Source organism: Staphylococcus sp. acrmy, assembly GCF_022690565.1.
Classification (GTDB): Bacteria; Bacillota; Bacilli; order Staphylococcales; family Staphylococcaceae; genus Staphylococcus; species Staphylococcus caledonicus.
Genome location: NZ_JALCVE010000003.1, coordinates 12873 through 26595, shown reverse-complemented (window position 1 = coordinate 26595; position 13723 = coordinate 12873). Strand labels below are relative to the sequence as shown.

Below are 13723 nucleotides of genomic sequence, written 5' to 3'. Positions count from 1 at the left end.
TTAATTTTGCTATTAGCTATATGTTTTGTCTTAACCTCATTGTTTTTCCATAATATTCAGTTAATAGACTTTATCAAAGTGGTAAATAGTGCTATTATTGTCATGTAAGCGGTTTAACTATTTTGTGGAGGGTACATTATGGCAAAGGATAACAAGGATGTTACGGAAGCTCCTGTAAACTTTGGTGCAAATTTAGGACTTATGCTTGATTTATATGATGATTATTTACAAGATCCTACTTCTGTACCAGATGATTTACAAGTTCTTTTTAGTACAATTAAAAATGGTGAAGCAAATATTCAGGCACAGCCTGCCACTGAAGGGAGTGGCTCATCAGCAAGTGATGACACCATCAAACGCATTATGCGCTTAATCGATAATATACGTCAATACGGCCATTTGATGGCGGCTATTTATCCTGTAAATACTCCTGAAAGAACCAACGTTCCAAAACTGACAATGAAAGATTTTAACTTAGACAAAGAAACATTAGAGAACATTTCTTCAAGTATTGTCTCAGATCATTTCAGTGATATTTATGATAACGCATATGAAGCAATCGAACGCATGGAGAAGCGATATAAGGGATCGATTGCATTCGAATATAACCATATTAACAATAATAAAGAACGTACATGGTTAAAACGTCGTATTGAAACACCTTACCGAGCTACTATTAATAATGACGAGAAAAAACAATTATTTGATACTTTAGCTCATGTTGGAGGTTTTGAAAAATATTTACACAAAAACTTTGTTGGAGCTAAACGTTTCTCTATTGAAGGTGTAGATTCATTAGTATTAATGCTTCAACAAACATTAAAACGTGCTGCAGAAGTCGAAATTCAGAATATTCAAATTGGTATGGCCCATAGAGGTCGCTTAAACGTATTAACTCATGTACTTGAGAAACCTTATGAAATGATGATTTCTGAGTTTATGCATACAGACCCTATGAAATTCTTACCGGAAGATGGCAGTTTAGAACTAACTGCTGGATGGACTGGCGATGTTAAATACCACTTAGGTGGCGTTAAAACTACATCTTCATATGGTATTGAACAACGTATTTCATTAGCAAATAACCCAAGTCATTTAGAAGTCGTGGCACCAGTAGTAATTGGTAGAACACGTGCTTCACAAGATAATACACAACATCATGGTGGTCCTACGACTGATTTCCATAAGGCTATGCCAATTATTATCCATGGGGACGCAGCATATCCAGGACAAGGTATTAATTTTGAAACGATGAACTTAAGTAATCTTGATGGTTATTCTACTGGTGGTGCATTACATATCATTACGAATAACCGAATTGGCTTTACTACTGAACCTATCGACGGTCGTTCAACAACTTATTCTACAGATATTGCTAAAGGTTATGATGTTCCAATATTACATGTTAATGCGGACGATGTTGAAGCAACCATCGAAGCGATTGATATTGCTATGGAATTTAGAAAAGAGTTCCATAAAGACTTTGTAATTGATTTAGTAGGTTACCGTCGTTACGGGCATAACGAAATGGATGAACCATCAATCACTAATCCTGTTCAATATCAAAGTATTCGTAAACATGATTCTGTTGAAATTATCTACGGTAAAAAATTAGTAGATGAAGGCGTTATAACTCAAGAACAAATGGATGAAATAATGGATAACGTGCAAAAAGAAATGCGTGCTGCTCAAGATAAAATCGATAAAACTGATAAAATGGATAATCCAGATATGGAAAAACCTGAATCACTTGAACTTCCTTTACAAAGTGATGATACAGATTTCTCATTCGAGCATTTAAAAGAAATTAATGATGCGATGTTAACATATCCAGAAGATTTTCATGTTTTGAAAAAGCTTAATAAAGTTCTTGAAAAACGTAGAGAGCCATTTGAAAAAGAAGATGGTTTAGTCGACTGGGCTCAAGCAGAACAACTTGCGTTTGCGACTATTGTTCAAGACGGCATATCAGTGCGTTTAACTGGCCAAGATAGCGAAAGAGGAACATTCAGTCATAGACATGCTGTATTACATGATGAAGAAAATGGAGATACATTCACTCCTTTACATCATGTGCCGGATCAAAAAGCAACATTTGAAGTTCATAATAGTCCGTTGTCAGAAGCAGCTGTTGTTGGTTTTGAATATGGTTACAATGTTGAGAATAAAAACAGTATGAATATTTGGGAAGCACAATACGGTGATTTCTCAAATATGGCTCAAATGATCTTTGATAACTTTATGTCTTCTGCACGTGCTAAATGGGGAGAACGCAGTGGTTTGACTCTATTTTTACCTCATGCATTTGAAGGCCAAGGGGCGGAACATTCATCAGCTCGTCTTGAAAGATTTTTACAACTTGCAGCTGAAAATAATAGTACAGTAGTTAACTTATCAAGTTCTAGTAACTACTTCCATTTATTAAGAGCTCAAGCTAAAAGTCTAAATACAGAGGCTATGAGACCATTAATTGTTATGTCACCTAAAAGTTTATTAAGAAACAAAACAGTGGCTCAACCAATTGACCAATTTATATCAGGTGGTTTTAAACCAATTATCGTTGATGAAGCTAATAAAGATAAAGTTACAAAAGTCATTTTAGCTTCAGGTAAGATGTTAATTGATTTAAAAGAACATTTAGCTAAAAATTCTGATGAGTCTATTTTGTTAGTAGCTGTCGAAAGATTATATCCATTTCCTGAAGAGGAAATTAAAGAAGTGTTAAACGAATTACCAAATCTTGAAACAGTTTCATGGGTTCAAGAAGAGCCTAAAAACCAAGGTGCATGGTTATTTGTTTATCCATACTTAAAATCTCTTGTAGGCGATCAATATAACCTAAGCTATCACGGTAGAATTCAACGTGCGGCACCAGCTGAAGGTGATGGAGAAATTCATAAGCTTGTTCAAAATAAAATTATTGAAAGTAGTATGAAAAATAACTAGGGGGAAATACTATGCCAGAGGTAAAAGTTCCAGAATTAGCAGAATCTATTACGGAAGGTACGATTGCAGAATGGTTAAAGAACGTAGGAGATAGCGTTGAAAAAGGAGAAGCCATTCTTGAATTAGAAACTGATAAAGTCAATGTTGAAGTTGTATCAGAAGAAGAAGGTATTTTACAAGAACAACTCGCTTCTGAAGGAGATACAGTTGAAGTGGGTCAAGTCATTGCTACTGTTGGGGAAGGCAGTGGTAATAACTCTTCAGACAATCAAGATGATAAGAAAGCTGAAGACACTACTGAAGATAAAGATAATGCGCCAACTGAATCTAAAGAAGAATCAAAAGACACATCAGAAAAAGCAACTGATGAATCAACTGAAGAAACATCATCTAATCAACGTGTTAATGCGACACCTTCTGCACGTCGTCACGCACGCGAAAATGGTGTTGATTTAAGTTCAGTTTCTGGAAAAGGTAATGACATTTTACGCAAAGATGATATCGATAATAATCAAAAAGCTAGTCAAACACAATCTTCTAATAAAGCATCAGAACCAAGCAAAAAAGAAGAATCTAAAAAATCATCAAGCGCTCCTAATAAACCAGTAATTCGTGAAAAAATGTCACGTAGAAAGAAAACTGCTGCTAAGAAATTATTAGAAGTATCTAATAATACTGCAATGTTAACAACATTTAATGAAGTTGATATGACAAATGTTATGGCATTACGTAAACGTAAAAAAGAACAATTTATTAAAGACCACGATGGTACTAAATTAGGTTTCATGTCATTCTTTACAAAAGCAGCAGTAGCAGCATTGAAGAAATATCCTGAAGTTAATGCTGAAATTGACGGCGACGATATGATTACTAAACAATACTATGATATCGGTATTGCTGTATCAACTGACGATGGTTTATTGGTACCTTTCGTTAGAGATTGTGATAAGAAAAATTTTGCTGAACTTGAAAATGCAATTGCAGATTTAGCTGTAAAAGCACGTGATAAAAAACTTGGCTTAGACGACATGGTTAATGGTTCATTTACTATCACTAATGGTGGCGTATTTGGATCAATGATGAGTACTCCAATTATTAATGGTAATCAAGCAGCGATATTGGGAATGCATTCAATTATTACACGTCCTATCGCGATTGATAAAGATACTATTGAAAACAGACCAATGATGTATATCGCTTTAAGTTATGATCACAGAATTATCGATGGTAAGGAAGCAGTTGGTTTCCTAAAAACAATTAAAGAGTTAATTGAAAGCCCTGAAGACTTACTACTCGAAAGCTAATTCAAATATAATCAAATTAAAGTTTGAAATATAAATGACTTAAAACCCAATTGAGATGTCGCAATTTCAATTGGATTTTTTATGTTCTTATCACTCTTTTAGATAAGCCTATATGCTATTTTAAGATATAATTCGAGCTAAAGGAGTGGATATCTGGAACCGGGCTTCTGAAAAGTCTTATCCTTGTCTATGCTATATAACAAGGCAAATATAGACTTAATTTTCAATATTGCAATAACATAACCATAACTATACACATCTGCAGGTTAGGGACTAAACTTTCATTTAATTAAAGTAAAATGGTTTATAATATAATTACAACTTATCTAGCATAAAAGTATGAATCATAGTTGTTTAGTGTTGTTAAAAGCTAAATATAAGTATTAAGTTATTTAGCTTATATATTTACAAAATGGTAAATAACGAACTTTAAAGCAATTCAAACTCACTATTCTTTAGTGCAAAAAGAAATAAACGACCAACTCCCCTCACTAATAAAATAAAAGTAGGGGAGTTATTTTTGTAATTCTTTATACAAAATATCAATTTAAAATTATCGAACTTTAAACAACTTTTAATTAATTATAGTTCGTTAATAATCTTTACAATCATTATATCTTTGACCCAATACCTCATCATATAAATCGTATTTAAAATGCGTTATAATATATTGGAAAAGACAAATATTAGGGGTGTCAATAAATGAGCGGACTTAGAAGTGTCACGATAGGCACAAGCGATCTTTCTAAAACGAAAGAATTATTTAAAGATGTTTTAGGATTAAATGTTGCATCTAAGAATCAGGCTTTACGTTTCGGGGATGCTGATTTAAATCCAGGTACTAGACTTCATTTTGTAGAGGTTGCTAATCCTGAATATGAGAATCAACATATCTCAAGTGTAGGGTTAAGAACACCAACTGATTCAGGTTTGGATGAATATCAATCTATTTTAAAAGAACATCATATTGATTTTAATCCGGTAACTGAATTAAATGGAAACAAACATTTTGATTTTAAAGATGCGAATCATCAAATTTTCGATATTTATTCTAATGAACATAATACCGGAGTTGGTTTAGGTACACCAACCTTTGATAGTTCAGTCAATCCGCTCCATCAGTTACAAGGCCTTGGTCCTGTAATTATTAAGGTTAATGAGTTGCCGGTCACTGCTTCAATTTTCAAAAATGTTTTTAACTTAACTCATTATGCAGAATATGAGTCAACCGAATTCTCAGACCAAATTATTCAAGTATTTCGAATTGGTGAAGGAGGTTTAGGTGGAGAAATTCATCTATATCAACCTGACGAATCGGTTGAATTAAAAGAAGAAGGCATTGTTGAACAAGTTGAATTTAGCGCTAACTCAATAGAAGAGTTTAATAAAGCACAACAAGAGTTGGACGAGATTGGCATTCCTTACCAGTCATTGGATCAAGGAGATGCTAAATCTTTAAGGATTACTGAAAATAGTGGTATCTCATTTATTTATACTTTAGACAACAAATAATTATCAGCATTGAGCTGAATTTTAATAAATTATTACTTTAACATTAATGGAGGATTTTAATATGGCAATGTTACATGAAACATGGAAGGAACGTACACCAATTAAAAAGGTAGAAGTAGTCAATACTGATGCTAAGAAATTTACGGTTTCTAATATGTTAACTATCGGACAACAATATGATGTAATTAATGAAACAGAAGAATACTATCAAATTATTGATAATTCAGGTAAAGTTGGCGGCTATTTTAAAGATTATTTTAAAGAAGTATAATTAGTTTAATCATTGTAACTACATTTAGAATATATGCTCAGAGGATAGGAGTTTATCATTATATAATGATTCTAACGTTCCTAAGCACTTTAACTCCGCCTCATGGGCTATTTTTCATGTTAAAAAGGAGAGAGTAAATTTAAAATGATACAAAATCAATATATTAATTCAGATGAATCTGTATTTAATGATGCTAAAGCATTGTTTAGTTTAAATAAAAATATTTTATTAAAAGGACCAACAGGCTCAGGTAAAACTAAATTAGCCGAAACATTAGGTCAAGAAGTCAATACACCAATGCATCAAGTTAACTGCTCTGTAGATTTAGATGCTGAAAGTTTACTAGGATTTAAAACGATTAAAACTAATGAAGAAGGTCAACAAGAAATAGTATTTATTGATGGCCCAGTTATTAAATCTATGCGTGAAGGTCATATTCTATACATTGACGAAATTAACATGGCTAAGCCAGAAACATTACCTATCTTAAATGGCGTGCTCGACTATAGACGTCAATTAACTAACCCATTTACTGGAGAAGTTATCAAAGCTGCACCTGGCTTCAACGTTATTGCTGCAATTAATGAAGGGTATGTAGGTACTTTACCTATGAACGAAGCCTTGAAAAACCGTTTCGTGGTAATTCAAGTAGATTACATCGACGGCGATATTCTGAAAAACGTTATTAAACAACAAAGTAGATTGCAAGATGATAAAATTATCGAACAAATTATCAAATTTAACGAAGATTTACGTACAATGTCTAAACAAGGTCAAATTTCAGAAGAAGCAGCAAGTATACGTGCGTTAATCGACTTAAGTGATTTAATTACGGTTATGCCAATCGAACGTGCAATTCAACGTACAATTATCGATAAATTAGAAGATGAACGTGAACAACAAGCAATTAAAAATGCTATCGAATTAAACTTTTAAAGAGGGGCTATTATGAGTGATCGTTTTATAAAATTTAATGATGAGCAATTAGACGCCAAACAAGTCATGATGTTACAAGACTTAGCTCGCTTGCTACTAAAAAACGAACAAACACAAGTTAAAATACAAAAATTCCCTTATTATGATCCTATCAATAATACACTTATCACTAGTTGGTTCTGGTCTCATCGTCCAAAAGAGATTGAAAGTGCTGGATTGAAAACCGATGTCATGCTAGCAGCATACGGCTATGAAATGATGGATGAATCAATCGTTAATGAGGTCTTACATGAGGATGAATTTGCTCATCCAAAGTTATATCATCAAATTTTTCGTTTATTAGAAGATATGCGTGTATTTAACCATATTAAAAATGAACGTCCAAGTACCGCTAAATTAATCGATTTACGTCTACAAACGCGTTTATCATATACGGAGTCTCAAATCAAATTTTACAAGACTAAAACAGTATATACTGATTTATTATTCTTATATTTGGAACGCGCATTTTTAAGTCAAAACTTCTTTGATATCCCGACGATTCATCCACAATTAGATGATATCTTAAATCATATGTTTCAGTATTTGCCTAACTTTTTCCAAAATGAAACATCAGAAGACAATATGTATCTCGCTCAACGAATCATGTTTCAAATCGATGATATGTTAACCAAAGATATGCTTAATGAATATTATCATCTTCCACGTAGAGTCTACGAAGCAATTCACGACTTAACATTTGAGGATATTAAACGTACGGATGCAAGTAACGTAGATGGACAAGATAATACAAATGAAGAATCTGAAGCTGAAACGGCTGAGGCTGAAACTAATGCTCAAGATAGTAAGTCTGAAGGTGGCGCTTATCTTGAAATGGAATTACACGAAGGCGAAAATAGTGACGTTATTGGCGATAATGACACTGCCCGTGAAGGCGATTCTACAGATGATATGACTGATATGATGACTAAAAAAGGACGTGGATCTGAGAGTACATTAGATAATGAAGAGGGCGGCGCAGTAGGTCAAAATGCTGCTTTTGCACTTAAAGGGATTAATAATAACGTTGAAATAGAATGGAAAGTACCTGATATTGAGCCAGAATATCTCAGTGAATATCAAAATGCTAAAAATGACGTTCAATTTGAAACTAAGGATTTAATTCAAATTATTAAAAAAACTATCGACCGTGAACATGTCGATGAGCGTCATAATTTAACTAAAGGCCGTTTACAACGTGATTTAACTAATTGGTTTATAGATGATCAATACAAGCTATTTTATAAAAAACAAGACTTAAGTAAGACGTTCGATGCCACTTTCACATTATTGATCGACGCATCAGCGAGTATGTTCGATAAAATGGAAGAAACAATTAAAGGTGTAGTACTCTTCCATGAAACTTTAAAATCACTCAATGTAAAACATGAGATTTTAGCTTTTAATGAAGACGCATTTGAAGCTGATGATAATAAACAACCGAATATTATCGATGAAATTATCGGTTATGATTATTCTACTATGGAGAAAAATGGGCCACGTATTATGTCATTAAGCCCTCAAGACGACAATCGTGATGGTGTCGCTATAAGGGTAGCAAGTGAACGTTTATTAAGAAGAAGTCACAATCAACGCTTCTTAATTGTATTCTCTGATGGAGAGCCATCTGCCTATAATTATGCGCAAGATGGAATTTTAGATACTTATGAGGCTGTAGAAATGGCTCGTAAATATGGTATCGAAGTATTTAATGTCTTTTTAAGCCAAGACGCAATTACTGAAGACATTGAACAAACTATCCACAATATTTATGGTCAATATGCGCTATTTGTTGAAGGTGTAGAGAATTTACCAAGTCATTTATCTCCATTGCTGAAAAAATTATTATTAAAATCATTCTAATTATGGATATTATATAAATTATATATATTTCAGATTTTCAAATTTTCTGAAATTACATAGACTTGTAATTCCTTTTTGTGCTAGAATGTTAAATATTGCACACATATACATAAAAAGGAGCAATTCTATGAACAAGAACACTTGGATAATTGGTTTTACTTTGTTCGCCATGTTCTTTGGTGCAGGTAATCTCATTTTTCCACCGAATTTAGGACAAGATAGTGGACAATTTTTTTGGCCCGCAGTTGTAGCCTTTTGCCTTACCGGTATTGGTTTACCATTACTGGGTGTTATTGTAGGCGCGCTTGATAAACAAGGGTACGTAGGTTCACTTAATAAAATTTCACCTAAATTCTCAATTACTTTTTTAATTATAATTTATTTAACTATTGGTCCTTTATTTGCAATACCGCGTACGGCTTCGACATCGTTTGAGATGACGATTACGCCTATTGCACATACTAATAGTAAATTAGCTTTATTTATATTTACACTCATTTATTTCCTAGTCGTTTTATATTTATGTATTAATCCCGGGAAAATAGTTGACCGCATTGGCTCACTTTTAACACCATTGTTATTACTTACTATCTTAGCAATGATTGTTAAAGGATTTGTAGATTTTAGTGGAAATGGCTCGTCTCATGGTAATCCGGAAGCATATAGTTCTGGATTGGAAAGCTTTTCAAAGGGCTTTACTGAAGGTTATTTAACCATGGATGCTATTGCGGCTATCGCTTTCTCTATGATTGTGGTTAATGCTATTAAAGCAACTGGTGTTCAACATGCAGATAATATCTTTAAACAAACTGTGATGGCTGGCTTAATTGCAGCTGTAGCGCTTGTTTTTATTTATGTTTCCTTAGGTTATATTGGAAATCACATGCATGTACCAGAGAGTACGTTGAAAGACCTTGTATCTAAAGATCAAAATGTCGGCGTTTATCTCTTAACGACCATTGCTGCAAATGGCTTTGGTGTATTCGGAAAATATATGCTTGGAATTATTGTAGCGTTGGCTTGTTTAACTACAGCTTGTGGTTTAATCGTATCAGTAAGTCAATATTTCCATAGAATCTTCCCTAAAATTTCCTATAAAATTTATGCTGTATTCTTTACTTTAATCAGCTTTATTTTAGCAAATCTAGGTTTAAATTCTGTGATTACAATGTCTGTGCCAGTTTTAAGTATCATTTATCCAGTGGCAATCACTGTAGTTCTGCTTATTTTAATGGCTCGATTAATACCTACAAAACCTATTGCACAACAAATACCCATTGTAATAGTGACGATTGTCTCAGTATTAAGTGTAATTAATACAAGTGGTTGGATAAAGATGTCATTTATAGATGCGTTACCGTTAAAGCAATATTCTTTAGAATGGTTCCCAATTGCTATTTTAGCGACTATAGTCGGATATATCGTAGCTAAATTTGTTAAACAAGATTATATTGTATACCAAAAAGAGTAAGCTTTTTATTTGAGAATATACTTTTATCTCACCAGTCTAGTACATTTACAGTGTTCTAGACTGGTTTTAATATGTCTAAAATTACACACAGCTTTGACGGGAATTTTAAAGTATAAGAGCTTATAATAAAAATTAAAGTAAATAAAAAGGTGACTGATATGAAGAAAATACATGAAAATTTAGATTTCGTAGATTTAATGAGTGAGCGTCACGGTGAGCTAAGAACAATGATAGAAAAATTAACTAATGATGAAATAATAGACAATCACTTATCAAGTTCACAATGGTACGTAATTACAATCATTTATAAAAGAACGTCTAGCTTGTCTCAATTAAATGACTGGATGAATTTATCTCGTCAAGCCATTCATAAAGCAGTTAAAAATTTACAAGAAAAAAATATCGTTACTGTTAGTGATGTTGAAGGCAATAAAAAAGAAAAAAGCGTAGCATTGACACAATATGGAGAAAGTTGTTGTGAGAAATATATAAATATAAAACATCAAATCGAACTTTATATTCAAACACAAATTGGTGCCGAAAATATGAAATTATTAAAAACCTATCTAGGAACAGATTGGCATTTAGAAGATTTTAAAGTTAACTAGATATATATTGTTGATTCTGATCCCTTAATTTTGTCAACTAAGTTGACAAAATGAAAACCTCTTTGCTATATTAAGTAAGTCTTTTAAAGGAAGAATATAAAGAAAGAGGTATGAAATGACAGCTCAAGTAAAAGTACGTAGTCCAAAAATGTTTGCTTTCGTATTAATGTTAGGCGGGTTTATGGGGCTTTTTAGTGAAACAGCTTTAAACATGGCTTTAACTAACATCATGAAAAATTTTCATATTACCGCAGTTTTAGCTCAGTGGCTTACAACAGGCTACTTATTAACGATGGCGTGCTTAGTACCCATATCAGTATATTTAATGAAATGGTTTAGTACTAAGACATTAATCGTTTCAGGCGTTACATTGTCATTGATAGGGGTTTTAACTGCTGCAGTAGCTCCTACATTTTCAATATTATTGTTAGGACGCATTATTCAAGCGCTAGGCACAGGCATACTACTACCATTAATGGTAACCGTATTGATGCTCATTTTCCCTATAGAAAAAAGAGGAGTTATCATGGGGATGATGGGGCTAGTGATGACTGCAGGCCCAGCGTTAGGACCGACAATCGCAGGGGTAATTATTTCTAGTTTAAGTTGGCATTATATATTTTGGATTAGCGCCTTATTATATATAATTATATTATTTATTGCCTTTATTAAAGTGGAAAATGTAGCTAAAATCACTAAACCTAAAGTGGATATCTTCTCAATTATATTATCAACGATTAGTTTTTCAGGTATTATTTTAGGATTAAATATGATGGCAGAAATGTCATTCGCTCAAATGGCAGTATGGGGCCCATTATTAATCGGTATAGTCTCATTAGCATTATTTGTTAGAAGACAATTCAGTATTTCTTCCCCAATGTTAAATTTACGAGTATTTAAATATCCAATGTTTAATTTGGGTGCTGCTATGGTCTTTCTAGTTATTTTATGTATTTTAGGAACAGGTATTATACTTCCAATCTACATTAAAGGAGCATTGTTCTTTAGTTCCATAATGGCTGGTTTAATTCTTCTACCTGGAAACGCGATCAATCTAGTTCTTTCACCCATAATAGGCAAGTTATTCGATAAGCTAGGAGCAAAATTATTTGGAACGCTAGGATTCGTCATTCTTTTTATTGCCATGCTTATTTTTGCATTAACAATTTCTGCAACAACACCTATATGGGTAATTATCCTCACTTTTATAGTGATGTTTATTGGCGTCACAATGATTATGATGCCAGCTCAAACTAATGCATTGAATCAATTGCCAAAAGAATTATATCCAGATGGTTCCGCAACTATTACTACTTTAATTCAAGTAGGGGGCTCTGCTGGAACGACTATCGCTATTACAATTTATATTATATCTATGAAAAGTGTATCAGAAGGAACTACTCAACTATCTGGGCCTTCACTTATAGCATATGGAGCAGAACATACTTTTTGGTACTTAACCGTCTTAACGGTTATAGGATTGATTTGTTCACTATTTGTAAAAAAGAATACGTCCAAAAATGATTAAAAAACAGTAATTTCTATTATATTTCAATAGAAATTGCTGTTTTATATTAATATTTATTATCAAGTTTTTGCATATTAGGTTCTTTAATAGATAAAACATGTTGTTTTAACTCATTCTCTAGACCTAATAATTCTTTTTCAGCTTCTTGGCGTTTTTGACGACCATTTGCTTGAATTTGTAAGGTTTGTTCAATCGTTTCGATGATATCACTTTGAGTTGTTTTCAATGTTTCAATATCAACAATGCCACGTTCATTTTCAGTGGCTGTTTCGATAGCATTTTGTTTTAGCATCGCTGCATTTTGAGTTAATAAATCATTAGTCGTATCTGTAACCGCACGTTGAGCAGATACTGCATTTCGTTGTCTCATCAATGTAAGTGCTATTGCCATCTGATTCTTCCACAATGGAATACTTGTTAATATTGAGCTTTGAATTTTTTCTGCTAATGCCTGATTTACATTTTGAATCATTCGTATTTGAGGAGCAGTTTGAATTGCTATTTGTCTTGATAATTGTAAATCATAAATACGTTTATCTAAACGGTCTACGAATTGTTCCATATCAGCGACTGCCTGAATATCCATTTGATTGCCTGTTTGTTCAGCATGTTGTTGCAATTTAGGAATATCGTTAGTTTGTATTTCACGCTTTTTGTGTTTCGCAGCTGCAATATATAATGACACATCATCAAAATATTCTTTGTTTTGGTCATATAAACTATTTAATAGTTGAATATCCTTAGATAAATTTGCTTTATGTTTATCTAATTGAATTGTAATACGATCAACTTGTGAACTTACTGATTGCATTCTAGAAAACACTTCATTTATAGAAGCTTTCGTTCTTTTAAATAAACGTTTAATTTTAGATTGTTTTTCAGGATTCAACTCATCAGGGTTGACCGCTTTAAGCTTAGACATAAGTTGATCAAGCGTGTCACCAATAGGTCCTACATCTTTAGTTTGCACCTCATCTAACATACGATGAGAAAATTTAGACATATTTTGTTGTAAGTGGGAACCGAATGATAATAAGCCTTCGTCATCTAGTGGTTTAATTTGCTGACTGATAGTTTCAATCTTTTGAAGCTCTTTATCACTAAATTGAAGTTCAGTTTCTTCAGCTATAGCATTTGGAGTAACCTCATTTTTATTAGATTGATTTAAATCCTGTTGCTCTATATAATCATCTAATGGATGTGAGTTGATAAATTGTTCTTCTCGAGTCATTTAAAAATTCGCTC

At 32.8% G+C, this 13723-nt stretch carries 10 protein-coding genes; 9 read left to right on the top strand and 1 reads right to left on the bottom strand.

The genetic code is table 11. The annotated features are described in order from the left end of the window. Window positions 1–138 precede the first annotated feature (138 nt). From FH144_RS03590 to FH144_RS03550, 9 genes are all read left to right on the top strand, one after another. Entirely contained in the window at window positions 139–2946 is a 2808-nt protein-coding gene (locus tag FH144_RS03590) for a 2-oxoglutarate dehydrogenase E1 component (protein ID WP_242313737.1), read from the top strand. An 11-nt stretch (window positions 2947–2957) separates the two neighbouring features. Continuing rightward, window positions 2958–4250 (top strand): 2-oxoglutarate dehydrogenase complex dihydrolipoyllysine-residue succinyltransferase, encoded by a 1293-nt coding sequence (odhB, locus tag FH144_RS03585; RefSeq protein WP_242313735.1) that lies wholly within the window; start codon window positions 2958–2960, stop codon window positions 4248–4250. A 702-nt stretch (window positions 4251–4952) separates the two neighbouring features. Then, window positions 4953–5762, top strand: a complete 810-nt coding sequence (locus tag FH144_RS03580) for a VOC family protein (protein ID WP_242313733.1) — start codon at window positions 4953–4955, stop codon at window positions 5760–5762. Window positions 5763–5829: 67 nt separating this feature from the next. Further along, the gene (locus tag FH144_RS03575; RefSeq protein WP_107507957.1) at window positions 5830–6033 is read left to right on the top strand and encodes a DUF6501 family protein; all 204 of its coding nucleotides are present in this window, start codon (window positions 5830–5832) and stop codon (window positions 6031–6033) included. A 144-nt stretch (window positions 6034–6177) separates the two neighbouring features. Next, entirely contained in the window at window positions 6178–6969 is a 792-nt protein-coding gene (locus FH144_RS03570) for an ATP-binding protein (RefSeq protein ID WP_242313730.1), read from the top strand. A gap of 12 nt (window positions 6970–6981) precedes the next feature. Continuing rightward, a complete protein-coding gene (locus tag FH144_RS03565; protein WP_107507932.1) occupies window positions 6982–8871 on the top strand; it encodes a vWA domain-containing protein in 1890 nt (629 codons plus the stop codon). A gap of 127 nt (window positions 8872–8998) precedes the next feature. Further along, the gene (brnQ3, locus tag FH144_RS03560) at window positions 8999–10342 is read left to right on the top strand and encodes a branched-chain amino acid-like transporter carrier protein BrnQ3 (protein ID WP_242313728.1); all 1344 of its coding nucleotides are present in this window, start codon (window positions 8999–9001) and stop codon (window positions 10340–10342) included. A 158-nt stretch (window positions 10343–10500) separates the two neighbouring features. After that, window positions 10501–10950 carry a winged helix DNA-binding protein gene (locus FH144_RS03555; protein ID WP_242313726.1) on the top strand — a complete coding sequence of 150 codons (450 nt, stop codon included), beginning with the start codon at window positions 10501–10503 and terminating at the stop codon, window positions 10948–10950. A 115-nt stretch (window positions 10951–11065) separates the two neighbouring features. Next, window positions 11066–12478 carry a DHA2 family efflux MFS transporter permease subunit gene (locus tag FH144_RS03550; RefSeq protein WP_242313723.1) on the top strand — a complete coding sequence of 471 codons (1413 nt, stop codon included), beginning with the start codon at window positions 11066–11068 and terminating at the stop codon, window positions 12476–12478. A gap of 46 nt (window positions 12479–12524) precedes the next feature. On the opposite strand, the gene FH144_RS03545 is transcribed toward FH144_RS03550, so the two are convergent. After that, window positions 12525–13709, bottom strand: a complete 1185-nt coding sequence (locus FH144_RS03545; protein ID WP_242313721.1) for a toxic anion resistance protein — start codon at window positions 13707–13709, stop codon at window positions 12525–12527. Window positions 13710–13723 lie beyond the last annotated feature (14 nt).

Coding starts and splice junctions, on each gene's coding strand:
- FH144_RS03590 (WP_242313737.1), top strand. CDS start 139: ATGGCAAAGGATAACAAGGATGTTACGGAAGCTCCTGTAAACTTTGGT.
- odhB (WP_242313735.1), top strand. CDS start 2,958: ATGCCAGAGGTAAAAGTTCCAGAATTAGCAGAATCTATTACGGAAGGT.
- FH144_RS03580 (WP_242313733.1), top strand. CDS start 4,953: ATGAGCGGACTTAGAAGTGTCACGATAGGCACAAGCGATCTTTCTAAA.
- FH144_RS03575 (WP_107507957.1), top strand. CDS start 5,830: ATGTTACATGAAACATGGAAGGAACGTACACCAATTAAAAAGGTAGAA.
- FH144_RS03570 (WP_242313730.1), top strand. CDS start 6,178: ATGATACAAAATCAATATATTAATTCAGATGAATCTGTATTTAATGAT.
- FH144_RS03565 (WP_107507932.1), top strand. CDS start 6,982: ATGAGTGATCGTTTTATAAAATTTAATGATGAGCAATTAGACGCCAAA.
- brnQ3 (WP_242313728.1), top strand. CDS start 8,999: ATGAACAAGAACACTTGGATAATTGGTTTTACTTTGTTCGCCATGTTC.
- FH144_RS03555 (WP_242313726.1), top strand. CDS start 10,501: ATGAAGAAAATACATGAAAATTTAGATTTCGTAGATTTAATGAGTGAG.
- FH144_RS03550 (WP_242313723.1), top strand. CDS start 11,066: ATGACAGCTCAAGTAAAAGTACGTAGTCCAAAAATGTTTGCTTTCGTA.
- FH144_RS03545 (WP_242313721.1), bottom strand. CDS start 13,709: ATGACTCGAGAAGAACAATTTATCAACTCACATCCATTAGATGATTAT.